Origin of the sequence: Kribbella sp. NPDC056951, from assembly GCF_042674205.1 — a bacterium.
Lineage (GTDB): Bacteria > Actinomycetota > Actinomycetes > Propionibacteriales > Kribbellaceae > Kribbella > Kribbella yunnanensis.
Window position 1 is genome coordinate 258378 of record NZ_JBHUQZ010000006.1, and the last position, 24635, is coordinate 283012.

Consider the following 24635-nt stretch of genomic DNA (forward strand, 5'->3'; position numbering starts at 1 on the left):
CACTGGCCGCCAAGCACCGCGTCGTGGGCGCAACGCTCGGCATCTTGCGTGGAGACGAGCTGGTGCAGGCCGCGACCGGCGTACTGAACCAGAAGACTGGTGTCGAGGTCACTACGGACTCGCTGTTCCAGATCGGGTCGATCACCAAGGTCTGGACGACCACTCTGGTGATGCAGCTCGTCGAAGAGGGACTACTCGACCTGGACGCGCCAGTGGTCGCCGTACTGCCCGAGCTGCAGTTGAGCAATCCGGATGTCGCCAAGCAGATCACCATGCGGCACCTGCTCACGCACACGAGTGGCATCGACGGTGACGTGTTCGAGGACACCGGACGTGGTGACGACTGCTTGGAGAAGTACGTCGAGGTGCTGGCGGACGTCAGCCAGAACCATCCGCTCGGTGCGACCTGGTCCTACTGCAACTCGGGCTTCTCACTGGCCGGACGGCTGATCGAGAAGCTCACCGGCAAGACGTGGGACCAGGTGCTGCGAGAGCGCATCATCGAACCGCTCAGCCTCGAGCACACGGTCACCCTGCCAGAAGAGGCTCTGATGCACCGGGCCGCGGTCGGGCACGTCACTGCGCCCGACACCGGCACCCAGCTCGCACCGGTCTGGGGCTTCCCGCGGTCGGTCGGTCCGGCTGGGCTCATCACGTCGACGGTTGCCGACGTACTCGCCTTCGCCCGGCTGCATCTCGACAGCGGTCTGACTGCGAGCGGCAAGCGGCTGCTCTCCGAAGCGAGCGTCACCGAGATGGCCGCGCAGCATGCCGAACTGCCGGACAAGCACACGCTGGCTGACTCCTGGGGACTCGGCTGGATGAGGTTCGAGTGGGACGGCCGGCGGCTGATCGGCCACGACGGCGGCACGATCGGCCAGGCGGCGTTCCTGCGGATCCTGCCCACCGAAGGACTGGCCGTCACGCTGCTGACCAACGGCGGCGGCGCCGGCGACCTGTACGACGAGCTGTTCCGCGAGATCTTCGCCGAGTTGGCCGAGGTCACGATGCCAACTCCCCTGGTCCCACCGGCCACGCCGCCTGCGGTCACCGTGGAACGGCACATCGGACGCTACGAGCGCGGCGGTTCGACGCAGGAGGTGCTGGTCCGCGATGGTGAAGCAGTACTGCGCACCACGTTCACCGGACCGCTGGCAGCGCTGATGCCCGAGGTGGTGCAGGAGCGCACTCTGGTCGCGGTCGACGACAGTGGCGACCTGTTCGCGTTCCAGCCGGACGGTGTGTTGGCTTGGACTCCTGTGACGTTCTATTCGCTGCCGACCGGTGAGAAGTACCTGCACCTCGGCTTACGCGCGACACCGAAGGTGGACTGATGGATCTGCTCGCGGATATCGAGACCCTGGTGACCTGTGAGTCGCCGTCGGCGGACAAGGACGCGGTCGCGGCCAGTGCGGACGTCGTTGCCCGGCTGGGGACCGAACGCCTCGGCAAAGCACCTGAGTACCTCGTCATCGACGGCTGGACGCACCTGCGCTGGAAGTTCGGCGACGGGCCGAACCAGGTGCTCGTCGTCGGCCACCACGACACGGTCTGGCCGTTGGGCTCGCTGGCGACCCACCCGTTCCAGATCGAGAACGGCGTCATGCGCGGACCCGGGTCGTTCGACATGAAGACCGGTGTGGTGATGGCGTTCCACGCTATTGCCGCACTCCCTGACCCGAGCGGTGTCACGCTGCTGGTGACCGGTGATGAGGAGCTGGGCTCACCGTCGTCCCGGGCATTGATCGAAGCCGAGGCGGCCGGCTGTGTGGCCGCGCTGGTGCTGGAGGCTTCGGCGGACGGCGCACTCAAGCTGGAACGCAAGGGCGTCTCCAACTACGAGCTCCGGATCATCGGTCGCGCCTCCCACGCCGGACTGGAGCCAGAGCTCGGTGTGAACGCCAGTGTCGAGGCCGCGCATCAGATCCTCGCAGTCAACGAGCTGGGCAACCCAGCGGCAGGTACTACGGTCACACCGACCAAGCTGGTCTCTGGGACTGTCCGCAACACCGTCCCGGCCGCAGCGAGCTTCCTGGTCGACGTGCGCGCCCGGACTGTCGCAGAGCAACTCCGAGTGGACGAAGCGATGCGAGCACTCCAGCCCGTGCTGCCGGAAGCAAAGCTGGAACTGATCGGCGGACCGAACCGGCCGCCGTTCGAACGCAAGATGGCCGAAGACCTGTACGAGCACGCCTCTCGACTCGCAGCAGAGCTCGGTCAGCCGCCACTGCGCCAGGTCTCCGTCGGCGGTGCGTCCGACGGCAACTTCACCGCAGGCATCGGTACGCCGACCCTCGACGGACTGGGCGCGGTGGGCGGCGGCGCCCACGCCGATGACGAACACGTCATCGTCGCCGAGATCGAACCCCGCACTCGACTTCTCACCAGACTGATCTCCGAGCTGCTATGACTGAAACATCCACAGCCGTCCAGGTGCGCGAGCTGACCGAACTGAGCGATCTGGAAGCCGTGTACCAACTGTTCGACGCCATCTGGCGACCGGACCCGAACAATCCGCCCGTGACCACCGAACTGCTGCGCGCGATGTCCCACTCAGGCAGCTACGTGAGCGGCGCGTACGACGGCCCCGAACTGGTCGGGGCGTGTGTCGGATTCTTCGGTGCACCGTCGGAGCGGACTCTGCACAGTCACGTGGCCGGTGTGTCCCGTCAGTCCCGCAGCCGGAACGTCGGGTTCGCCCTCAAGCTGCACCAACGGGACTGGGCACTGCAGCACGGTCTCACCGCGATCGAGTGGACCTTCGATCCGCTGATCCGTCGTAACGCGTACTTCAACCTCGTCAAGCTCGGTGCGCGGCCGAAGCAGTACCTGACCAACTTCTACGGTCAGATGCGCGACGAGATCAACGGCAACGACGAGAGCGACCGGCTGCTGGTGCGCTGGCAGATCGACGAACCGGTCGGCGGTGTCGAGACATCGACGACAGCCATCGCCTTGGATCGCGGCAGCGACGGTCGGCCGATCCGCAGCGAGTTGCCGATCACCGGGCCGGTGGCGGTCGCCGTACCGAGTGATGTGGAGAGCTTGCGGGTAACGAACTTCGCTGCGGCTCAGGAGTGGCGGTTGGCGGTGCGTGAGGTGCTCGGTGGCTTGCTGGCGGACGGTGCGCGCGTCACGGGCTTCGATCGGACCGGATGGTACGTAGTCGAACGAGAGGGAGTGGCATGAAGCTGACCGGAGTCGAACTGCGACGGGTGTCGCTACCGCTGGTGTCGCCGTTCCGAACCTCGTTCGGGACCGAGGTCACGCGGGACGCGCTGCTGGTCCGCGCGGTCGGCACCGAGGCCGAGGGCTGGGGCGAGTGCGTCGCCATGGCCGCACCGCTGTACTCCGAGGAGTACGTCGACGGCGCGATCGACGTACTGCGCAGATACTTCGTGCCCGCGATGGCCAACGTCTCCGAGGCCACCCAGGTGGCGCCGGCGCTGGCGAAGTTCCACGGGCATCGGATGGCGAAGGCCGCGCTGGAGACCGCTGTACTGGATGCCGAACTGCGAACCGAGGACCGATCGCTGGCGCGTGAACTAGGCGCTGTGCATGACCGCGTGCCGTGTGGAGTGTCCGTCGGCATTATGGACTCGATTGATCACCTGTTGACTACTGTGGAGGGTTATCTCGATGAGGGATATCTCCGGATCAAGTTGAAGATCGAGCCCGGCTGGGACATCAAGCCGGTGGCCGCGGTCCGGGAGCGGTTCGGCGACATCCTGCTGCAGGTCGACGCCAACACGGCGTACGGCGTCTCGGATGCCCGGCACCTGGCCCAGCTCGACGCCTTCGACCTGCTGCTGATCGAGCAGCCGCTCGACGAGGAGGACATCCTCGGCCACGCGGAGCTGGCCCGGCAGGTCAAGACACCGATCTGCCTCGACGAGTCGATCACGTCGGCCCGCGCGGCCGCTGCGGCCATCTCGCTGGGCGCGTGCTCGATCGTCAACGTCAAGCCCGGCCGCGTCGGCGGCTACCTGGAATCCCGCCGGATCCACGACGTCTGCGTCGCGAACGGCATCCCGGTCTGGTGCGGAGGCATGCTCGAAACCGGCATCGGCCGTGCCGCGAACGTGGCGCTGGCCGCCCTACCCGGCTTCACCCTGCCCGGTGACACCTCGGGCTCCTCGCGGTACTACCAGACCGACATCACCGCGCCGTTCACGCTGGCCGACGGCCACCTCGCCGTACCGACCGGCCCTGGCATCGGCGTCGAGCCACTGCATGAGGAGCTGGCCGCGTTCACCACCTCCACCGAATGGCTGCCCCTGTAGGAATCAACAAAGGACGGTCCGAAAGCTGTCCGGATGCACAATGGCTGAGTGACCCAACGACCCCGGGCCAGCCTCGGCCGCGTCCTCGACGATCTGGGCGCGACCCTGCTCGAGCTCGTAGCCGGCGACCCGGACACGCCTATCGGTGGCGTCGTCATCCACGACCCACTGGACGACCCGGTCCTCCCCCAGCACGCGCTCGTCCTCGGGGTCGGTCTGCACGACCCCGAGGAGATCGCCCAGGTACTGCGCGACCTCGGCCGCCAGCACGCGGCTGGGCTAGTACTGCGGAGTCCGGTCACCGTGGACGAGCAGACTGCCGACGAAACGGGCGTGGCCGTCCTCGCACTGACCAGAGGCGCCACCTGGGACCAGCTCGGCATCTTGCTGCGCTCAGTCCTCGACGTAGGCGTTGCGGAAGCCGAGACTCTCGGCGGCCTGCCCGCCGGCGACCTGTTCGCGCTGGCGAACGCCACTGCGGCGCTACTCGACGCACCGGTCACCATTGAGGACCGCAGCTCCCGAGTGCTCGCCTTCTCCGGACGTCAGGACGAGGCCGACACCGCCCGCGTCGAAACCGTCCTCGGCCGACAGGTCCCCGAACGATACTCACGGCAGCTCTCCGAGCGCGGGGTCTTCCGACAGCTCTACCGATCCGACCAGCCGGTCTATGTGGCCCCGATTCCGGTTGCTGAGCCCGAGAGCGCGATGCCACGCGTGGCCGTTGCAGTGCGAGCCGGCGACGAGGTTCTGGGGTCCATCTGGGTCGCTGTCCATGAGCCGTTGAGTGCTGAGCGTTCTGAGGCGCTACGCGATGCCGCCAAAGTCGTTGCCCTGCACATGCTTCGCATCCGCGCCGGTGCGGATGTCGAACGCCGGCTACGCGCCGACCTGGTCAGTACGGCGCTCGACGGTTCCCGGGAGTCGCTCGACCGACTCGGGCTCGCCGACCGGACACTCGTCGTACTGGCACTCGCCGTACCGGAGTCGTCAGAGCGGCAGCGAATGGCCGATGCATTCGCGATGCACCTCGGTGCGGTCTTTCCGCGGTCAGCAGCGGCACTGGTGAGTGACGTGACCTACGGGCTCGTGCCGGCCGACAGCGAGGAGCGTGCTGCCCGAGTCGCTCAGGACTTCTTGGACCGGGTCGGCGAGCGGTCCGGAGCCGTCATTGGAGTCGGCACGGCAGTGCGGTTGCCGCAGGCACGAGCCAGCGCAGACCGCGCACTGCGAGTCCTGCGGACCAGTCGGCGCGCACAGCGCGTCGCCCGGCTGGCCGACGTACAGGTTGAGGCGCTGCTGCTGGAACTGCGCGACCTCGTGGAGGCGCGCGGTGAGCAGCTGACCGGACCGATCGCGAGGCTGGTGGCCTACGACCGAGAGCACAACGCCGCACTGGTCGAGACACTGCGGGCCTGGCTGGATGCCTTCGGCGACGTGACCACTGCAGCGGCTGCGGCCTACGTGCATCCGAACACCTTCCGGTACCGGCTACGGCGGCTCGCTGAGGTCGGCCAGCTGGATCTGAGCGACCCGGACGCACGGTTCGCGGCAATGCTTCAGCTAAGAGTGCTTGCAGCTGACACCGTGTCAGGCGGTTCGCTGGACGCACCATGTTGAGTATCGGAGACCTCGCCCGCCACACCCGCATCTCGGTGCGGATGCTGCGGCACTACGACGCACTGGGGCTGGTTGTGCCCGAGCGCGTCGACCCGCACACCGGACACCGGTTCTACGCGCTGTCGCAGATCTGGCGTGTCGACAGTCTGGTCGCGCTGAAGGAGCTGGGGTTCACGCTGGAGCAGTGCGGCGCAATCCTCGACGAACAGCTACCTGTCGAGGAGCTGCGCGGAATGCTGCGGCTACGGCGTGCCCAGCTCGAGCAGCGGATGACTGCGGACGCGGACCGGCTGACGGAGGTCGAGCGGCGGCTCCGATCGATCGAAAGAGGACTGACCATGACCAACCGCACCCTCAAGCTCGGCCCGCTGCCCGCCATCCGCCTGCTGCACCTGCAGGCCGAGGTGAACGACGAGTCCGAGATCGGCGGCGCTGTGATGGCACTGACCGAGAAGCTGGACGCACTGCAGCTGTCCGGCCAACGCGTGCACACGTACTACGGTCGCCCGGACGGCACCAAGATCGAGGTGTCGGTCGGCATCGCAGTCGGCGCGACAGAGAACAACGCGACCGGCCTGGACCTGACCGACATCCCAGCGGTGCCGCGGGGTGCGTCGGTGACCTACCGGGGCCCGGCCGAGGGCATCGGCGACACCTGGCGGACGCTGGACGTCGCACTGGACGAACAGGGCCTCGAGTCGTACGGCGTCTATCGCGACATCCGCGTCAACGTCGAAGACCCGGCTGAGGTCGTCGTCGAGCTACAGGCGACCGTCCGGCCAGCCAGCTAACGAATCCGCGCCGGCCACGGGTGACCGGGGTGCAGGTGGTCGATCATGTCGGCCAGCCAGACCCGCTGGTCGTTGGACAGCAGTGGGAGTGCGGCGTTGAGGTCCAGCTCATCCTTCGGCCTGGCCTGCTTCGCCTTGTAGGCCAGGGCCATCTCCGGGTTGAGGTACCGCACACCGTCGGGTGCCCGCCAGGTGATGTCCTCGAGCGCGAAGTCGAGCATCGGATCGCGCCGGAACACCCAGCGTCCGTCGCGATCCGGGTTCACCACCACGTCGAACTCCCACGGCGACAGCGCATGCTTGCGCAACCAGATCTGGTCCGCATCCTCCGGCTGCTCGGGCCGCTCGTCGGTGAGCGGCTGAAACCGCCCACCGGCGTTCGACCACAGGTCGTACGAACCACGCAGGTGCAGCCGGAGCTTCTCGATGTCGCGCCGCCACAACGACACGTCGACATCCTCGTGCTCCCGGTGCACTCCGGTGAACGCGTCGATGGCCCATCCCCCGGCCACCCACCACTCCCCGTCGTACCGGCTCAGCATTGCCAGTGCATCAGCCGGCGTCGACCGCTTCCACGGACCGTGCAACCGGTGGAACGCCAAGTCCTCGGGATCCAGCCCGTCGTCGTACCAGAACCGTTCCTCGTCAGCCACCTGCCGATCTTCACACACCAGCAGCATCACCGGCAGGCGGTACGGGTTACTGAGCGGTGGCAACGATCTGGAGGTACTGCGCGCCGGCCAGCAGGGTCCCGTCGGTAGCCCGGTTGGCACGCTCGTACGCACCCTCAGCCGCCGCTGCGAAAGCAGACTGCGCTGTGGCGTCGAGCCGCTCGTACAACATCCGCCACGGCGGCAGATGCGTCAGCATGGTCGCCACCTGGTCGCGCGCAGACCTCGCGAACGTCTCTTGCACCAGTACGTCGCTACTCGTCACTGCGATGCGGTCGCCGAACAGCTCCTTGTAGTGCTGCTCAGTCCCCCACAGATGCGGTGACTGCGCACCCGGCGGTGGTGGCGGCAGTACGTCGGCCAACGCGGCTTGCAGGTCGGCCATCAGTCCGGTCAAGCACCAGCTCACCAAGCCGATTCGCGCACCGGGCTTACACACCCGCAGCAACTCGTCGGCAGCCCGCTGCTGGTCCGGTGCGTACATCACCCCGAACGTCGACAGCACGACATCGAAGGTCGCATCGCCGAACGGCAACTGCTGCGCATCCGCGAACTCCGTCTGGATCGACAGCCCCTCAGCCGCAGCACGTCGTACGGCGCGTTCCAGGCCGACCGGGCTGAAGTCCGAGGCCGTCACCAGGGCACCACGCCGAGCCGCGGCGAGGGCGGTGTTCCCGGTCCCGGCGGCGATATCCAGCACGCGGTCACCCCACCGGACCGCGGTCGTCTGCACCTGCAGCTCACTCGTCAGCATCGACTGGTGGGCCAGTGGTTGATAGTCGATCTCGGCACACCAGGCCGCCTGCATAGGTGTCGTCATCTCGTCCCCCGCAGTATTGATTATTTGGCACTCCGTAATTCGCTAGCCTTTGCGGCTAGTCAATTGAGGACTACGGTAGCGGGGTGGCCGACAATGTCAACCCCCGCCGGTACGCCTCGCCCGTTCGGGAACGCCGGGCGCAGGAGACGCGGACCGCCGTACTGGACGCGGCGGAGCAGATGTTCACCACCCGCGGCTTCGTCCGGACGACGCTGCCCGCGGTCGCGGATGAGGCCGGGGTGTCCCTGGCCACGGTCAAGCTGGCCTTCAAGACAAAGACCGAGCTGCTGCTGAACGTCTGGCACCGCACCCTGGCCGGTGGCGTGGACGATCAGGTGCCCGTTGTCCAGCGGGAGTGGCACCTGAAGCAGTACGAGATCGCCGACCCGGTCGAGCGCATTCGGTTCGCGAGTGACAACGGCGTGATGATCCGGCAGCGGATCGCCGGATTGGTCGCGGTCATCGAGGCAGGCGCGCTGGTCGACGACACGCTGGCCGAGCTACGGGACCGGATGTTCGAGGAGCACTGGCAGGTCACCCGGATCTTCGCGCAGCGGCTGGCGGACGACGGGCACCTGCGTGACGGGCTGACGATCGAGCGAGCCACGGATGAGCTCTGGCTGCTCAACCACGTGAGCAACTACCGGCAGCTGACCGAGACGCGTGGCTGGTCGGCCGAGGAATACAAAGCGTGGCTGACCAGGTCGGTCAGCCACGCCGTACTGAAACCTGAGCTGCTCAGGACTTGCGCTTGGTGACCTCTTCGGTGGCGGCCGGGAGGACCTTGTGCAGGTCGCCGACGACTCCGAAGTCGACCAGCTCGAAGATCGGCGCCTCGTTGTCCTTGTTGATGGCGACGATGGTCTTCGAGGTCTGCATACCGGCCCGGTGCTGGATCGCGCCGGAGATGCCGGCGGCGACGTACAGCTGCGGGGAGACGGTCTTGCCGGTCTGACCGACCTGGTAGGCGTGCGGGTACCAGCCGGAGTCGACCGCGGCGCGGGATGCGCCGACAGCAGCGCCGAGCGAGTCGGCGAAGGCCTCGACCGGACCGAAGTCACCGCCGGTGCCACGACCACCGGAGACGATGATCGCCGCCTCAGTGAGCTCCGGACGACCGGTCGCCGCGCGCGGCTTCGACTCGGTGATGCGAGCCGTCTTGGCGGCATCCGAGATCGTCACGTCGAACTCCTCGACCTCCGGGGAGGTCTCCGCCGCCTCAGGGGTCGCGGCGTTCGGCTTCACCGTGATGATGGCCGTGCCCTTGGTGATCTTCGACTTGACGGTGTAGTTGCCCGCGAACACCGACTGCGTGGTCACCGGGCCCTCCTGTACGTCGACGGCGTCGGTGATCAGTCCCGATTCGAGCTTGACCGCGAGCCGGGCCGCGATCTCCTTGCCCTCGGCGTTCGACGAGATCAGGATCACCGACGGCTCGATCTTGGCCGCGACCTGCTGCAGCGCCTCCGCCTTCGGCGACACCAGGTACTGCGAGAGCTCCGGATTGGTCAGCGCGATCACCTTCGTGGCGCCGTACTGACCAAGGGCGGGCAGCGCCTCCGAAGCGTTGTCGCCGATGAAGACCGCGACGGGCTCGCCGAGGCGGCGGGCGATGGTCAGGAGCTCGGCGGTCGTCTTGCGCACGACGCCCGCGGTGTGGTCAACGAGAACCAGAACGTTCGACATAAGACTGCTCGCCCCTCAGAGGAACTTGTTGGTGGACAGGAACTCGACGAGCCGGCCCGCGCCGGAGCCGTCCTCATCGGTCACGATCGTGCCCGCGGTACGCGCCGGACGCGCGGTGACCTCGACGACCTCGGTCCAGGAACCGACCTGGTCCGGGGTGATCTCGAGGTCGGCCAGCGACCAGGTCTCGACCGGCTTCTTCTTCGCGGCCATGATGCCCTTGAACGACGGGTACCGCGGCTCGTTCGCCTGGTCGGAGACGCTCAGCACCAGCGGCAGCGTGCCCTCCACGGTGTCACTCGCGGTGTCGCCGTCCCGGCGGATCCGCACGGTCGTGCCGTCGACGGTGACCTCGGAGCCCAGCGTCACGGCCGGCAGGCCGAGGCGCTCCGACACCATCGCGGGGACGACACCCATGCCGCCGTCGGTCGAGCTCATCCCGAACACGACCAGGTCGGCCTCGAGCTTGGCCAGCGCCTTCGACAGCACCAGCGAGGTGGCGACCGCGTCGGAGCCGTGGATGGCGTCGTCGAGCACGTGCACACCCCCGTCCGCGCCCATCTGCAGACCCTTCTTCACCGCGTCCGCAGCCTGCTCCGGCCCGACAGTGAGGATGGTCACCTCAGCGTCGCCGGCCTCCTTCACGGTCAGCGCGGTCTCGACGGCGTACTCGTCCAGTTCGGACAGCAAGCCGTCCACACCGGCACGGTCCACCGTGTTGTCCTCCGGGCGGAAGCGGCGGTCCGCCGTGGCATCCGGCACGAACTTCGCGCAGACGACGATCTTCATAGCGTGTGGGACCCCTTCTGGTTAACGGTCTCTCCAAGCCTGCCACGGATGTTACTCGCGAGAAACATATGCCACGTGCGAGCCCCATCACACCGCCGGCGCCTGTTCAGGCTATCCCGTTCTCCCGGCAACCTGGAGTGAGCCGTTGGTCACCCCGTGTTTGCGGATCAGCACCCCGGGCACCGGACCCGGCGTTAATTGCTACGCGCAAACAACGACACGGGGTTGATAACGATGACCATGCAGGGAATCGAGCAGGTCGTGGGCGAGACGGCGTACGACGCGACCGGGGACAAGGTCGGGTCGGTCGGCACTCTCTATGCCTCCGACACCAGCGGACGCCCGGAGTGGGTGACGGTGAACACGGGGATGTTCGGGACCAAGCACAGCTTCGTACCGCTGGACGGCGCTCACGTCGAGAAGGACGGACTGCACCTCGCGACGTCCAAGTCGAAGATCAAGGACGCACCGCGGATCGACAGCAACGGTCACCTGAGTGCGCAGGAAGCCTCGGAGCTGTATCGCTACTACGGCATGCAGCTGCCGCAGATGGCTCAGGAGCAGGACGGATCGATGGTCCGTCACGAGGAGCGGCTGCGCGCCGGGACCGAGACTGTCGAGACCGGGCGGGTCAGTCTGCACAAGCACGTCGTGACCGAGGAGCAGCAGGTCACAGTGCCGGTGAGCCACGAGGAAGTGCACGTGGTTCGCGAACCGATGGCGGACGGCGAACTGGGCCGGGCCGGTGAGCTCGGCGACGACGATCGCGAGGTCGTGCTGCACGAGGAGCGGCCGGTCGTCGGCAAGGAGACCGTCGCCGTCGAGCGGGTCGGCCTCGAGACCGAGACCGTCCGTGGCGAGGAGAACGTCACCGAGACCATCCGCAAGGAGCAGGTCGAGGTGGAGGGTCTGGACGACGACGGGACCGGTCGGCACAAGCGGTCCTGACGGATAGATCCAACAGTGGCGGTGTTCGGGCTGGGCGGGCCCGGACACCGCCGCTGTGCGTAAGGTGACCGCGTGACCGAGATATTGACCCTCACCGGTGAGCGGACCGCGCCAGGGATCTGGCACGAGAACTACTGGTTCGCGCGGCACGAAGCGGCGTACCGGTGGATCGTGGCCGAGCTGCTGCCGACGGCCGGCCGGGTGCTCGAAGCGGGCTGCGGCGAGGGGTACGGCGCTGAACTGCTCCGGACCGCCGGGTCCGAAGTGGTGTTCGGGCTGGACTACGAAGACAACACCATCCAGCACGTACGGCGGGTGTATCCGCACGTGCAGGTGGTTCGCGGAAACCTGGTGCAGACCGCGTTCTCGGACGCGAGTTTCGGGCTGCTGACGTCGTTGCAGACGATCGAGCATTTGTGGGAGCAACCGCGGTTCGTCAGCGAGTGCGCGCGAATCCTCGCGCCCGGAGGGATCGCCGTACTGAGCACTCCGAACCGGCTGACTTTTCCGAGCGGAAACTGGTATCACACGCGTGAGCTGACGATGGCCGAGTTCAGCGAACTCGTCGAGCCGGAGTTCGAGATCACGCACACGCTCGGTCTGCATCACGGCTCGCGATTGCAGGCCTGGGAGGCAGAGCACGGTTCCTGCGTGGATGCTCAACTGGCCGGCCCGCATGACGAGTGGCCGGATCACCTGCGCGAACTGGTGACCAACACGACGTACAAAGACTTTGAGATCAGGCCGGGCGACCTGGACGCGTCGCTCGACCTGATCCTCGTTGCGGTGAAGCCTACGGACGGATGAAGCGCTCGAGGATCTTGCCGGCGATCAGGTAGACCAGCGCGGCGATCCCCCAGTTCACCAACAGAGTGTTCTTCGCGGTCTCCAGCCGGAACAGGTCCTTGAACGGGCCGACCAGGTCGTGACCGCGCTCCAGCACCCAGCGCACGATCTCGTTGCTCTGGTTGGTCTGGTCGAGTGCCGTGAAGAGCGCGCCCAGCGCCAGCAGGGCTGCCGCGAGCACAGCGATCAGCCAGATCACGGAAGCCAGCAGGTTCCGCAGCTGCCGGACACCCGAGCCCACCGAGCTCAGCGCCTGCTTGCCCGCGGCGGATCCCTTGGCCGGTGTCGCACCGGGCTTGGCCGCCGAGGACGACGTCGCCGTCGTCACCCGGCTGACCGGCTTGGTCACCGTGGTCTCATCCGGGGTGCTCGAGCTGCCGGACGAGCCGGACGCGGCCGAAGCTGCGGCCTCCTCGCGGGCCTTCTGCTCGGCGACGATCTCGGCCGCCGTGCGTGGCTTGGCCGTCTTGGTCGCGGTCGCCGCCGCGACGGGAGTGTCCTCGGGTGCCTTCGGTTTGTCGTCGTTGCCCACGTCACCCATCTCCTCAGCCGGGTTCGGTTCCTCACCTGCGCCCGGAACCGGTGCGGCCGCCTTCCTCCGGCGGCTGACCGGGACCGGTCGCGGCGACAACCTGCGCCGGGCCCCGGCGATCGGGGCCGGCGCGGCGGTCGTTGTCACGTCGTCAGTCGTTTGCAGCGCTGGATCCAACGTAGCGCGCAACGGGTCGGCCTCGGATCCCTCGGGCCTGGCGTGCTCAGCCACGCTGCGTCTCCTCTCCGACAACCATCCGGTCGTGCGGGACATAGTGCCCGACTGATGAGTAACTTGAGAACCCCTCGGCACCCTTCGTGCCGGAGCGCAGCCGGGCGGTGGTCGCTGCGTTCACCTCGGCGAGCTCGGCCAGGTAGGCACGGCGCGGCGCGTCGGCGGCATAACGGGTGCTGCGGTCGGCGACGACGACCGCCGGAACCCCGGCGGCGACGGCGTACGCAGGAATGTTGCCACGGGCAACGCTGTTCGCGCCGATCACCACGCCGCGACCGATGTCGGTTCCGCGGGTGACGGTGACCTTGGTGGCCAGCCAGCAGTCCGGGCCGATCCGGACCGGCGACTTCACCAGCCCCTGATCCTTGATCGGCAGCCCGAGGTCCTCGGTCTTGTGGTCGAAGTCGCAGATGTACGTCCAGTCCGCGATCAGGGTGGACGCGCCGATCTCGATGTCCAGGTAGCAATTCACCGTGACATCGCGGGCGAACACGACCTTGTCGCCGATCCGCAACGTGCCCTCGTGCGCGCGCAACCGGGTCTCGTCACCGAGGTGCACCCATTTGCCGAGGATGATCCGGCCGTGTCCCGGCCGGGTCTCGATCTCGAGTTTCTTGCCCAGGAAGACGAAACCCTCGGTGATGACATGGCGGTGCCGAAGCTTGAACCAGGCGAACCGCCAGTACCGCTTGAGGTAGTACGGCGTCCACGCCCGGTGGCGCAGCACCCAGCGCAGATTCGCCACGGACAGCAACCGCATTCGCTTACCCTACTGCGCTACTCCGGTAATCGAGACGTTGTAGTACAGCTCGTCCGGGACAACGTTGGACAGAACCTTGTCCACCTTGGACAACTGCAGCCAGGACTTGTAGGCGAACATCCGCCAGCCGAAGCCGAGCTTCTGCTCCGGTACGGCGGCCTCGAACGTCCGAATGGGCCAGCCCAGCCACGCGGCGGTCAGCTCCTCGGTCACCGTCTTCACCTCGACAGCGCCCGCACGTGTTGCCGTCCGCGCGAGGGTGTCGGGGTCGAACGTGTGCAGGTCCACAACGGCTTCCAGCGCAGCAGCACGAGAGGACTCGTCGAGCTCCTCCTGCGGACGCCGCCAGTCCGAGAGTGCGGGCAGCTTGGTGACGTTGGTGGTCGCCCACCAGGTCAGGCGGGACAAGCGGCGGGCGATGAAGTCGCCGTACCGGGTCGGTTCGCCGCAGATGACGAAACGGCCGCCAGGCTTGAGAACGCGGAGCATTTCGCGGAAGGCGAGCTCGACATCCGGGATGTGGTGGATGACCGCGTGACCGATGACGAGGTCGAAGCTGTCGTCGTCGTACGGGAGCTTCTCCGCGTCGGCGACCCGGCCGTCGATCGCGAAGCCGAGGGTCTTGGCGTTCTTCTTGGCCGCCTCGACCATGCCCGGCGACAGGTCGGTGACGTGCGCCTCGTCCATCACGCCGGCCAGCTTGAGGTTCAGCGTGAAGAAGCCGGTACCGGCGCCGATCTCGAGCGACTTCCCGTACGGCCAGCCCTGGTCACCGGCGATGTCGGTGAACCGGTCGCGCGCGTAGGCGACGCAGCGCTCGTCGTACGAGATCGACCACTTCTCGTCGTACGTCGAGGCTTCCCAGTCGTGGTAGAGCACCTGGGCCAGCTTGTTGTCGTTCCAGGCGGCCTCAACCTGCTCGGCAGTAGCAGCAGGCTTCGCCTGCGTCGCAGCGGGCTTCTCGGCGGAGGTGGTCATCACTGTCCCTTAAATTCGGCCTTGCCAGGCCCGTTCTCGACAAACGACTTCATTCCGATGGTGCGGTCTTCGGTAGCGAAGAGTGCTGCGAACTGCTGGCGCTCGATCTCCAGGCCCGTGGCCAGGTCGACACCCAGTCCAGCGTCGATCGACTCCTTGGCTGCTCTCAGCGCGAGCGCGGCTCCCTTGGCGAACTGCGATGCCCAGGCGACCGCGGCGTCGTACACCTCGGCGGCCGGGACGACCTTGTCCACCAGCCCGAGCTGCAGCGCCTCGGCGGCGTCGACGAAACGGCCGGTGTAGATGATGTCCTTGGCCTTCGACGGGCCGATCAGCCGCGCGAGCCGCTGGGTGCCGCCGGCGCCGGGGATGACGCCGAGCAGGATCTCCGGCTGGCCGAGCTTCGCGTCCTCGGCGGCGATCCGGTAGTCGGAGCACAGGGCGAGCTCGCAACCGCCACCGAGTGCGTACCCGGTGACGGCCGCGACCGTCGGCTTCGGGATCGCGGCCACGGCGGACAGGGCGGCCTGCAGCGGACCGGAGCGCTTGACCATGTCGGCGTACGACATGTCGGCCATCTCCTTGATGTCCGCGCCGGCGGCGAAGACCCGCTCGCCGCCGTACACGATCACCGCGCGGACGTCGTCGTTCGCCGTCGCCTCGTCGGCGGCGGCCCGGATCTCGTCCTGCACCTGGACGTTCAGGGCGTTCATCTTCGGCCGATCCAAGCGGATCGTGCCGACACCATCACTCACGGTCAGGTTGACGAACTCACCCATCACGTCGCTCCTTCTCGCCTACCCACGGGTCACAATCACCCGGAACCGTACTACAGGTCCACGGGCTGACCAGAAGCGGCGGAGCGGCGGGCTGCGTCCACGATCTGCAGTGTGCGCAGGCCCACAGCACCATCCGGCTGCGGTACGACGGCCGGCTGCTGACCGGGGACCGGGGGGCCGGACTCGCGGACCGCACTCAGGAAGGTCGCCAGCAGCGACTCGTCCAGATTGCCGCCGAAGGCCAGGAAGACCTCACCGTCCGGGTCCGTCCCACCGACGTGCGGCAGGAAGGGCTCGATCTCCACCGAACCGTTCGTGCCAGTGACCTGCAGCGAGACACCACCCCAGGTCGGACCGTTGTCCGGGACGCTCCACGAGCAGTCGATCGTTGCCAACAGCCCGTTGTCGTAGGTGATGGTGACCAGTCCGCCGGTCTCGACCTGCACACCCTTGTCCTGGTGCAGCACGTGGTTCGCAGCGGCGTACACGCGCGCAGCGGACGCACCACCGGTCAGACCGTCGATCAGGTCCGCACAGTGCACGGTGTGGTCGACCAGCGCACCACCGCCGGCCAGCGTCGCATCCGTGAACCACTGACGAGCGTCGTACGGGATCTTGCCGTTGTTGGTGCCCAGTACGGCGAACACGTCGCCGAGCCGGCCTGCTTCGACCATGGCACGCAACCGCAGGTACGACGGCGCAAAGCGAACCGGGTACGCGATCATCAGGATGGAACCCGCTGCGGCACAGGCATCCAGCATGGCTTGACCATCTGCCACCTCAGTGGCCAACGGCTTCTCACACAGCACATGAGCGCCGACCGCTGCCGCCCGCTCGACCAGTGCGCGGTGGCCGGCGTTCTCGGACGTCACCACGACAGCGTCCGGTCCCCACGCGAACAGTTCGTCGTACGAGTCCACATAGGGCACACCGAGCTTCTCGGCGAGCTCCGAACCGCGGGGGCCGGCGTCTGGCGCCGCTGCGCCATCCGGGTCGGCGGACAGCACCTCTACGTCGGGCATCTGGCCCAGCAGGTAGGCGTACGAACCAGCATGGGTGTGAGCGAACGAAGCGATCGCAACCTTCATGCCACTGCCCCGTTCAGCTCGACGGTCTTGCCGGACTCCATGGACAGCCGAGCGGCCTCGGCGAGGTCGACGGCTGCAACCCCATCAGCTCCGAGCACCCGTGGCTCTGGCCCACCCCGCAGTGCGATCGCCAGCTCCCGCAGCTGTGTCAGATAAGGGCTCTCCCCCAGTGCGGACGCCGGGATCAACAGATCGACAGCGTCCTCATCGTTCTGCAGCTCTTCGACGAATCCGGTGTCCACACCCGACGTGTGCTTCAGTACGCCGGATGCACCGGCGACGTGGAAGCCGGTCCGGAACGGGGTCCCGGGCACACCCCAGGTCGCCCGGCACAGCGAGATCGCACCGGACTCGTGGGTCAGCGTCACGTGCGCGGACACGTTCACCGGGCTGATGCCGTCCACAGTCGGCGGGTTCTGAACGGCGTACACGCTGGTGACCTTGCCGCACAGCCACTGCGCCTGGTCGAGGTCGTGAACCATCAGGTCCATGATCACGCCACCGGAGCGAGCGACATCGCGGTACCAGCCCGCACCGGCCGGCGACGAGGCCTGCCGGAAGAAGCGGGCCACCGCGACCGCGCCGATGCGCCCGCCCTGCACTGCGTCGTACGCGGCCTTGTACTCGGGGAAGTAGCGCACCACGTGCGCCGGGTAGACCTTCACCCCGGCGGCGTCGGCGGCTGCCATCACCTCGTGCGAGTCGGCCGCGGTGAGCGTCAGCGGTTTCTCGCAGATCACGTCCTTGCCGGCTGCGATGGCCGCCAGCGTCAGCTCCTTGTGCGTCGGCGACGGCGTGACGATGTCGACGAACTCGACCTCGGCGAGCAGATCGTCCAGGGACGCCGCCACCTCCAGCCCGTACTGCTCGGCCAGCGACTCCGCGCCTTCGACCGAATAGACCACAATGCGTGCGCCAAGCGCCTTCCACGCTGCCACGTGCACGTGCGCGATGTTGCCCGCGCCGATCAGACCGACCCGCAGATCGGCCAGCTGTTCCGCCATTGAGACCCTCACATCGGTCCGGAAGTATGTCGTAACTTAGTAACGATCCTTGCCTATCATTGCGCACAGACGTTCACAACCACCGTCTCACGATCACTCCCCGGGCAATTGGGGTCAATCGACCCCACCCGGGTATGAGTTTGAGAGGACTTGTGCAGAATGTGCCGGTGACTGAAGCCTCCGAGCCTCGTCTGGGGGCAGTGGTCCAGACCGATGGGACAACCTTCACGCTGTGGGCCCCCGCGGCCGAGCGGGTGGAGCTCGCACTGATCGCCGACGACGGCAGCCAGCGCAACCTCGACCTCGCGCACACCGGTGAGTTCTGGACTGGTTTCGTGGCCGGTGTCTGTCCCGGCCAGCGGTACGGGTACCGGGTGCACGGTCCGTTCGACCCGTCGCACGGACTGCGGTTCAACCCGTCCAAGCTGCTCCTCGACCCGTACGCGCGGGCTGTCGACGGCTCGCTCGATTTCGCGAGCCCGCTGATCTACGACTCGTCAGAGGGTGACTCGGCCGGACATGTCCCGGTCAGTGTCGTGGTCGGCGACTCCGAGCCGCCACCGCCGATCTGCAAGCCGGTGCACTGGGGCGAGACCGTTGTGTACGAGCTGCACACCAAGGGCTTCACCAAGCTGCACCCCGACGTACCGGAGCACCAGCGCGGGACGTACGCCGGTCTGGCGCACCCCTCGGTCATTGCGTACCTGCAGGAGCTCGGGGTCACCTCGGTCGAGCTACTGCCGATCCACCAGTTCCTGACCGAGCCTGCGATCGCGCACCGCGGTCTGCCGAACTACTGGGGCTACAACACCCTCGGGTTCTTCGCTCCGCACGCGGAGTACTCGTCAGCCGGCACACGTGGCGAGCAGGTGGCCGAATTCAAGGCCATGGTGGCCGCATTCCATGCCGCCGGCATCGAAGTGATCCTCGACGTGGTCTACAACCACACCGCCGAGGGCGGGTTCGACGGACCGACGCTGAGCTTCCGCGGGATCGACAACCGCGCGTACTACCGGCTCGGCCCCGGCGGCACCATGTACGACGTCACTGGCACCGGCAACTCGGTCGACACCTCGCACCCGCAGGTCCGGCGACTGCTGATGGACTCGCTGCGGTACTGGGTCGAGGAGATGGGAATCGACGGGTTCCGGTTCGACCTGGCGGTCACGCTGATCCGCAACGAGCGCCACGAGGTCGATCTGGTCGACCACCCGTTCCTGTCCGAGGTGGCGGCGGATCCGGTGCTCAGCGGGGTGAAGCTGATCTCCGAACCCTGGGACATCGGGAACTTCGGCTACCAGGTCGGTAACTTCGGCACTCCGTGGTCGGAGTGGAACGGCAAGTTCCGCGACAGCGTGCGCGACGTCTGGCGGAACACCTCCGACGGTGTGAAGGACCTGGCCTACCGGCTCTCCGGCTCCAGTGATCTGTACGGCGACGACGGCCGCTACCCGTATGCGTCGATCAACTTCGTCACTGCGCATGACGGCTTCACCCTGCGCGACCTCGTCAGCTATGACCACAAGCACAACGAGGCCAATCACGAGGACAACCGGGACGGTACCGACGACAACCGCTCCTGGAACTGCGGTGTGGAGGGTGAGACCGACGACCCGTCGGTGATTGCGCTGCGGAAACGCCAGATGGCGAATCTGATGTCCACCCTGATCCTGTCGACCGGCGTACCGATGATCACCATGGGCGACGAGTGCGGGCGGACGCAGGGCGGTAACAACAACGCCTACTGTCAGGACAGCGAGCTCTCCTGGTTCGACTGGTCGCTGCCGGAGCAGTGGGCCGACCACCTCGCTCTGACGAAGAAGCTGATCGCACTGCGCTCGGCACACCCCACTCTGCGGCAATGGCACTACTTCTCCGGACAGCCCGTCGTACCGGGCGGCCGGAAGGACCTGTCCTGGATCGCACCGCACGGTGGCGAGATGAACGAGTCCGACTGGCACGACGGGAACCTGCGCACGATCGGCATGTTCCTGGCTGGGGACGCGCTGCGGGCGACCGACGCTGCGGGCAACGCATTGACGGACAGCTCGTTCCTGCTGGCGCTGAATGCCACCTCCGAGGTCCGGGAGGTCGTCGTACCGGATGCGTCGTGGGCGCCTGGCTATGAGGTGGTGCTGGACACCAGCAACAGCATGGTGACTGAGGTCGAGGCCGGTGCGACCGTGCCGCTCCCACCGCGTTGTTTGGTGCTGCTGCGCGCGCTCTGACCGGGGCGGTGGGGTGGGGAAGGTATCTGGCTAGCTTGTTAACCTTCGCCTTGTACCTTCATTGGTCACCTGCTGTTCATGTTTGGGGGGACCAATGTTTCTACTGCGCCGCGCCTCACGCCGCGAGCGGACTACGCCCATCGGCGCGCTGCACCGCGGCATCATGCGGTGGGGCGAGGCGGAGCGGACGAGTTCCCGGCTGGCCGTGCAGCGCTGGCTCGACGGGGTCGCGTACGTCGACGTCCAGGCGCGCACGTACGCCGACTACTGGACGCAGCAGAATCAGACCGCTTTGACGACCACTGGTCCGCTCTGGGTGGTGCTCGGCGACTCAACCGCTCAGGGGCTCGGCGCCTCCAGCCCACTGCACGGCTATGTCGGTCAGGTGCTCAACGCACTCCGCCGTACCGGCTCTCCGTGGCGCGTGCTCAACCTGTCCCGCTCGGGCGCGCAGACCCAGCACGTACTGAAGGATCAGCTCCCCCTGCTCGCCGGTCTGCAGCCCGCACTCGTCACCTGCGGCATCGGCAGCAACGACATCCTCGCCACCCCACCGAAGCGTTTCCGCGACCACCTGCGCGAAGTGATCGAGCGCCTGCCCACCTCCTCGGTCGTGATGGACCTGACCGTGCCGGACCGCCTCTGGCGCGTCGGCGGCGCCGTCAGTCCGTACGTCGCCGGCATCAACCAGCACATCAGTACCACCGCCTCAGACCGCGGACTGCCCGTGGCTGAGGTCTCCCGGTACGCGCGTCCGCCCTGGCGCGGCATGCTCGCCCGCGACAACTTCCACCCCAACAACCTCGGCTACCGCCGCCACGCCGACGCCCTGCTCGCCGCACTCCCGGCAGACGTGCGCAGCTGACGCTTTACTCTGCCCCTGGGGCAGAGGGTTTGATAGTCGCGTGTTGACGATCAGTGAGTTCGGGCGGCGGGCAGGGCTTTCACAGAAGGCCTTGCGGCTGTACGACGTGTCGGGGCTGCTGGCGCCGGCTCGGGTGGACCCGGCCAACGGGTACCGCTTCTACGACGAAGAGCAGTTGGAACGCGCTCGACGGATCAGCGTGCTGCGGCAATTGGACATGCCGCTCGCGACGATCGCCGCCGTACTGGCGGGGTCGGATGCCGAGGCTGTCATCCGGCTCGATCGATGGTGGGCGGCCGAGGAGGCCACGACGGCTGCTCGGCGCGCGACGCTCGAGTACCTGCGGAGCCGGCTGACCCACACCGCCACCGGCCTGACACCACGGCCGGTGCTGGTCCGCGACGTACCGGCGACGAAGGTCGCGACGATCCGGACCGATACCGATCAGCAGTTCCTGGTCGGGGCGATCGTGTCCGCGACCAACGAGATCATGTCGTACCTGGGCTCGGTCGGCGCATCGCTCACCGGTCATTCGTGGGTGATCTACCACAGCGCCGTGACGCCGGAGGCGGAAGGAACGGTCGAGATCTGCGTGCCGTTCGAGGGTCTCGTCGACCCAGCCGGTTCCATCGCGATCCGGGTCGAGCCTGCCCATCGCGAGGCGTACTGCACGATCACGATGGACGAGTGTTCGTTCCCGCGCATCATGCTCGCCTACGACCTCGTCTCCGACTGGGCCCGGAGCAGCGGCACCCCCGAGGCGGGACCACCGCGCGAGCTCTACCTCCCCGACTGCCATCTCCTCCCCCGCGACGAACCTGCCGTCGACATCGCCCTACCCATTCTCGAGAGGAACGTTTGATGGACTACGCACTGCAGACGCCGTACAGCGATCCCGGTGAGTTCGCCCACCTGTTCGACGCCCTGCCGGACGACATCCCGGCCATCGGCGCCGTTGTCCGCAATCTGCTCATCCACTATCGCGGTGGCGGTATCGAGTTCACCGGCGACCGTCTGGCCGAGATCGACCATCGCTGGGTGTCGTCGATTCTTGCCACCGACGAACACCGCAACGGTACGGCGCTCGCCGTACCGCGGGAGCCGTTCGACCGCGTCGTGGGCTGCTGCCGCGACTACACCCTGCTCTTCGTCTCCGCCCTTCGCCACAAGGGCATTCCGGCCCGCAGCCGGATCGGGTTCGCGGTCTACTTCGGCGAGGGCTTCAACCACGATCACGTCGTCGCGGAGTACTGGAACGGCGACCGCTGGGTGATGACGGATGCCCAACTCGATCCCGCCGACGACCACCCCTTCAACACTCTCGATATGCCCCGCGGCCCGTTCGTCTCCGCCGCCGAAGCCTGGCGCGAGGCCCGCGCCGGCCGCGTCGACCCCGATGTGTACGGCGTCGAGCCGGGCGTCAACGTTGGCGGGCTCACCCTGCACGGCTTCTGGTTCATCCGCACCTACGTCTACTACCAACTCGCTCATCTGATGGGCGAGGAACTCCTGCTCTGGGAGACCTGGGGCGATCTCGGTCCCACCGTCACCGAGGCCGAGGCGGCCGCCACCGACGAACTCGCCGACCTCCTGATCGCCGCCGACAACGGCGACGACGCGGCCTGGAAGGAACTCGTCAACCGCTACCCGGCCCTCGGTCCCAACGGCCGTACGTTTCTCACCTCGCCTTCCGGTCGCCTGCATGCCTGGGTGGAGCTGGCCAAGCACTGAGATCAGTTTTGGATAGCTCAGTCCAAAACGTGCTACGGTCGATCTCATGGTCAGGCCGCGGATGTTCGACGAGGAGCAGGCTGTCGATGCTGCGATGCGGGTGTTCTGGGCGTCGGGGTACGAAGCGACCTCGACGCAGGAGCTCTGTACGGCGACCGGGCTCGGGCGCAGCAGCATCTACAACACGTTCAGCAGCAAGCGGTCGCTGTTCGATCTCGCGCTGCAGCGATACATGGCGCAGACGACGTCGGCGCAGCTCGAGCTGATCCGGCGTACCGAGCTGCCGATCCGGGAACGGGTCCGGCAGATCCTGTGGCGTGCTGTCGAGCCCGATCCGGGTGATCCGTCCGGCTGCCTGGTCATCAACACCGTGGTTGAGCTCGGCCCGACCGATCCCGAACTCGTCGAGATCCTCGACCGCGACCACGCCGTAAAGCTGACCGCCCTCGCCGACGAGATCCGCGCCGCGCAAACCGCGGGTGACGTCGACGCGAGTCGCGATCCGAACGCGCTCGCCGACTACGTGTACGTCGTACTCGGCGGGCTGCGGGTTGCGGCCCGGCGCGGTGCGCCGGCCGGTGCCCAGCAGTCCGTCATCGAGGCCGCGCTCCAAGCCTTCTGAGCAGAGGAACCCATGTCCGTCCAAGGCAAACCCATGCCCTTCGCCGTCTACTTGCTCGGCGCCGCAATCTTCGCCCAGGGAACGTCGGAGCTCATGCTGGCCGGGCTCCTCCCCGAGATCTCCACAGACCTGAACGTCTCGATCCCAGCCGCCGGTCTGCTCATCTCGGCCTTCGCCGTCGGCATGCTGGTCGGCGCTCCAGTCCTGGCCGTCGTCACCTTGCGCTGGTCCCGGCGCGCCGCGATGCTCGCCTTCCTGGTCGTGTTCGCCTTCACCCACGTGGCCGGCGCCCTAACCTCCGACTACGGCTTCCTGCTCGCCACCCGAGTCGCCGGTGCCTTCGTGTACGCCGGCTTCTGGGCCGTCGCGTCGGTCACCGCGATCCAACTCGCCGGCCCCGAATCTCGGGCCCGCGCCATGAGCGTCCTGGCCGGCGGTCTCACCGTCGCGTCCATCGTCGGCCTCCCCGCCGGCACCGCCCTCGGCCAGCACCTAGGCTGGCAATCCGCCTTCTGGGCCGTGGCCGCGATGTCAGCCCTCGCCATGGTCGGCGTCATCTTCACCATCCCCGGCGGCCGATCCTCAACAACCCCCGAACTCCGCCAAGAGTTCCGCGCACTCCGCAACCCAAGCCTCTGGCTCGCCTACGGAACCACCGCGTTGTCGACCGCGGCAATCCTCGCGATCTTCTCCTACCTGGCCCCGCTGCTCACGGACTCCACCGGTCTCTCCGCCGCCTGGGTCCCCGCAGTCCTCGCCGTCTACGGCGTAGGCGCCCTCATCGGCATCACCACCGCCGGCCGAACCGCAGACCGCCGCCCCTTCACCACCCTCACCGTGGCGCTAACCGGCCTCATCGCCGCCGCCGTCACGCTCGCACTAGGCGCCGGCACCCCCTGGCTCGCCGTACCCGCGATCATCCTGGTAGGAGCCTTCGGCTTCGCCAACAACCCGGCAGTCAACGCCCGAGTCTTCACCCTCGCCGGCAACGCCCCAACCCTCGCCGCCGCCTTCAACGTCTCAGCCTTCAACGTAGGCATCACTGTAGGCCCCTGGCTAGCCGGCCTAACCCTCGACGCCGGCGCCGGCTACCCCTCCGTCGGCTGGACAGGCGCCCTCTTCGCAATCCTTGCCCTAGGCACCATTCTCCTAGCCACCCGCCTGCCGCACGGCGGACCGCCAACACTCACCAACCCTCCTCCCAGCCACAAAATCACCACCCACTGAGCGCAAACCAAACGAGCCGCACCGACTTACTGAGTGCTGGCGGTCCGCTTCACACCTCGAACAGCACACCGACTGTGCACTCGCTGCGTGCATGCGGTGAGAGGGCAGCCCGGAAACCCCAGGCAACGTGGAG

General features: G+C 67.3%; 24 protein-coding genes and 1 pseudogene. 15 read left to right on the forward strand and 10 right to left on the reverse strand.

What is annotated here, in order from left to right; translation table 11 throughout:
* Nucleotides 1-44: 44 nt before the first annotated feature.
* From ACFTSF_RS24525 to ACFTSF_RS24550, 6 genes and pseudogenes are all read left to right on the forward strand, one after another.
* Nucleotides 45-1334, forward strand: a pseudogene (locus tag ACFTSF_RS24525) (serine hydrolase domain-containing protein); the annotation flags it as partial.
* Nucleotides 1334-2410: a M20 family metallopeptidase gene (locus tag ACFTSF_RS24530; RefSeq protein WP_380155952.1), complete on the forward strand. Its 1077-nt coding sequence runs from the start codon at nt 1334-1336 to the stop codon at nt 2408-2410. The pseudogene ACFTSF_RS24525 and the gene ACFTSF_RS24530, both read left to right, overlap by 1 nt.
* Entirely contained in the window at nt 2407-3189 is a 783-nt protein-coding gene (locus tag ACFTSF_RS24535; RefSeq protein WP_380155953.1) for a GNAT family N-acetyltransferase, read from the forward strand. The genes ACFTSF_RS24530 and ACFTSF_RS24535 overlap by 4 nt, the downstream gene beginning before the upstream one ends.
* Nucleotides 3186-4283, forward strand: a complete 1098-nt coding sequence (gene menC / locus ACFTSF_RS24540; RefSeq protein WP_380155954.1) for an o-succinylbenzoate synthase — start codon at nt 3186-3188, stop codon at nt 4281-4283. Before ACFTSF_RS24535 ends, menC begins: the two co-directional genes overlap by 4 nt.
* A 48-nt stretch (nt 4284-4331) precedes the next feature.
* The gene (locus ACFTSF_RS24545; RefSeq protein ID WP_380155955.1) at nt 4332-5903 is read left to right on the forward strand and encodes a PucR family transcriptional regulator; all 1572 of its coding nucleotides are present in this window, start codon (nt 4332-4334) and stop codon (nt 5901-5903) included.
* Nucleotides 5897-6694: a MerR family transcriptional regulator gene (locus ACFTSF_RS24550; RefSeq protein WP_380155956.1), complete on the forward strand. Its 798-nt coding sequence runs from the start codon at nt 5897-5899 to the stop codon at nt 6692-6694. Before ACFTSF_RS24545 ends, ACFTSF_RS24550 begins: the two co-directional genes overlap by 7 nt.
* On the opposite strand, the gene ACFTSF_RS24555 is transcribed toward ACFTSF_RS24550, so the two are convergent.
* Together ACFTSF_RS24555 and ACFTSF_RS24560 are read right to left on the reverse strand one after the other, a co-directional pair.
* Nucleotides 6691-7347 carry a nucleotidyltransferase domain-containing protein gene (locus tag ACFTSF_RS24555; protein WP_380155957.1) on the reverse strand — a complete coding sequence of 219 codons (657 nt, stop codon included), beginning with the start codon at nt 7345-7347 and terminating at the stop codon, nt 6691-6693. The two genes, ACFTSF_RS24550 and ACFTSF_RS24555, sit on opposite strands and share 4 nt — an antisense overlap.
* A 46-nt stretch (nt 7348-7393) precedes the next feature.
* Nucleotides 7394-8185, reverse strand: a complete 792-nt coding sequence (locus ACFTSF_RS24560; protein WP_380155958.1) for a class I SAM-dependent methyltransferase — start codon at nt 8183-8185, stop codon at nt 7394-7396.
* A gap of 83 nt (nt 8186-8268) precedes the next feature.
* Here ACFTSF_RS24560 and ACFTSF_RS24565 point away from each other — a divergent pair, with 83 nt between their 5' ends.
* Nucleotides 8269-8943, forward strand: a complete 675-nt coding sequence (locus ACFTSF_RS24565) for a TetR/AcrR family transcriptional regulator (protein WP_380155959.1) — start codon at nt 8269-8271, stop codon at nt 8941-8943.
* Here the strand turns inward: ACFTSF_RS24565 and ACFTSF_RS24570 are convergent.
* Both ACFTSF_RS24570 and ACFTSF_RS24575 read right to left on the reverse strand, forming a co-directional pair.
* Nucleotides 8924-9871: an electron transfer flavoprotein subunit alpha/FixB family protein gene (locus ACFTSF_RS24570; protein WP_344155095.1), complete on the reverse strand. Its 948-nt coding sequence runs from the start codon at nt 9869-9871 to the stop codon at nt 8924-8926. The genes ACFTSF_RS24565 and ACFTSF_RS24570 overlap by 20 nt on opposite strands.
* A 15-nt stretch (nt 9872-9886) precedes the next feature.
* Complete coding sequence (locus tag ACFTSF_RS24575; protein ID WP_380155960.1) at nt 9887-10660, reverse strand: electron transfer flavoprotein subunit beta/FixA family protein; 774 nt, start codon at nt 10658-10660, stop codon at nt 9887-9889.
* Nucleotides 10661-10894: 234 nt separating this feature from the next.
* Between ACFTSF_RS24575 and ACFTSF_RS24580 the strand changes: the two genes are divergently transcribed.
* Nucleotides 10895-11608 (forward strand): DUF2382 domain-containing protein, encoded by a 714-nt coding sequence (locus ACFTSF_RS24580; protein WP_380155961.1) that lies wholly within the window; start codon nt 10895-10897, stop codon nt 11606-11608.
* 72 nt (nt 11609-11680) lie between these two features.
* Nucleotides 11681-12415 (forward strand): class I SAM-dependent methyltransferase, encoded by a 735-nt coding sequence (locus tag ACFTSF_RS24585; protein WP_380155962.1) that lies wholly within the window; start codon nt 11681-11683, stop codon nt 12413-12415.
* Here ACFTSF_RS24585 and ACFTSF_RS24590 read toward each other — a convergent pair.
* From ACFTSF_RS24590 to ACFTSF_RS24615, 6 genes are read right to left on the reverse strand one after another with little or no spacing between them, the layout of a single operon-like run.
* A complete protein-coding gene (locus tag ACFTSF_RS24590; protein ID WP_380155963.1) occupies nt 12402-13217 on the reverse strand; it encodes a hypothetical protein in 816 nt (271 codons plus the stop codon). The two genes, ACFTSF_RS24585 and ACFTSF_RS24590, sit on opposite strands and share 14 nt — an antisense overlap.
* Complete coding sequence (locus ACFTSF_RS24595; protein WP_380155964.1) at nt 13210-13980, reverse strand: acyltransferase; 771 nt, start codon at nt 13978-13980, stop codon at nt 13210-13212. The genes ACFTSF_RS24590 and ACFTSF_RS24595 overlap by 8 nt, the downstream gene beginning before the upstream one ends.
* A gap of 9 nt (nt 13981-13989) precedes the next feature.
* Nucleotides 13990-14958 (reverse strand): class I SAM-dependent methyltransferase, encoded by a 969-nt coding sequence (locus ACFTSF_RS24600; protein ID WP_380155965.1) that lies wholly within the window; start codon nt 14956-14958, stop codon nt 13990-13992.
* Nucleotides 14958-15737, reverse strand: a complete 780-nt coding sequence (locus ACFTSF_RS24605; RefSeq protein WP_380155966.1) for an enoyl-CoA hydratase/isomerase family protein — start codon at nt 15735-15737, stop codon at nt 14958-14960. Before ACFTSF_RS24605 ends, ACFTSF_RS24600 begins: the two co-directional genes overlap by 1 nt.
* Nucleotides 15738-15787: 50 nt before the next feature.
* Nucleotides 15788-16825 (reverse strand): Gfo/Idh/MocA family protein, encoded by a 1038-nt coding sequence (locus ACFTSF_RS24610; protein ID WP_380155967.1) that lies wholly within the window; start codon nt 16823-16825, stop codon nt 15788-15790.
* Nucleotides 16822-17829, reverse strand: coding sequence for a Gfo/Idh/MocA family protein (locus ACFTSF_RS24615; protein ID WP_380155968.1), 1008 nt, complete (start codon nt 17827-17829; stop codon nt 16822-16824). Before ACFTSF_RS24615 ends, ACFTSF_RS24610 begins: the two co-directional genes overlap by 4 nt.
* Nucleotides 17830-17996: 167 nt before the next feature.
* Here ACFTSF_RS24615 and glgX point away from each other — a divergent pair, with 167 nt between their 5' ends.
* The 6 genes from glgX to ACFTSF_RS24645 all read left to right on the forward strand — a co-directional run bounded on the left by glgX (nt 17997) and on the right by ACFTSF_RS24645 (nt 24502).
* Nucleotides 17997-20057 (forward strand): glycogen debranching protein GlgX, encoded by a 2061-nt coding sequence (glgX, locus tag ACFTSF_RS24620; protein WP_380155969.1) that lies wholly within the window; start codon nt 17997-17999, stop codon nt 20055-20057.
* 94 nt (nt 20058-20151) lie between these two features.
* Nucleotides 20152-20922 carry an SGNH/GDSL hydrolase family protein gene (locus tag ACFTSF_RS24625; RefSeq protein ID WP_380155970.1) on the forward strand — a complete coding sequence of 257 codons (771 nt, stop codon included), beginning with the start codon at nt 20152-20154 and terminating at the stop codon, nt 20920-20922.
* Nucleotides 20923-20962: 40 nt separating this feature from the next.
* Nucleotides 20963-21784, forward strand: coding sequence for a MerR family transcriptional regulator (locus tag ACFTSF_RS24630; protein ID WP_380155971.1), 822 nt, complete (start codon nt 20963-20965; stop codon nt 21782-21784).
* Entirely contained in the window at nt 21784-22653 is an 870-nt protein-coding gene (locus ACFTSF_RS24635; protein WP_380155972.1) for a transglutaminase-like domain-containing protein, read from the forward strand. Before ACFTSF_RS24630 ends, ACFTSF_RS24635 begins: the two co-directional genes overlap by 1 nt.
* 46 nt (nt 22654-22699) lie before the next feature.
* Entirely contained in the window at nt 22700-23275 is a 576-nt protein-coding gene (locus tag ACFTSF_RS24640; protein WP_380155973.1) for a TetR/AcrR family transcriptional regulator, read from the forward strand.
* Nucleotides 23276-23308: 33 nt separating this feature from the next.
* Nucleotides 23309-24502, forward strand: coding sequence for a Cmx/CmrA family chloramphenicol efflux MFS transporter (locus ACFTSF_RS24645; RefSeq protein ID WP_380155974.1), 1194 nt, complete (start codon nt 23309-23311; stop codon nt 24500-24502).
* Nucleotides 24503-24635: the final 133 nt, after the last annotated feature.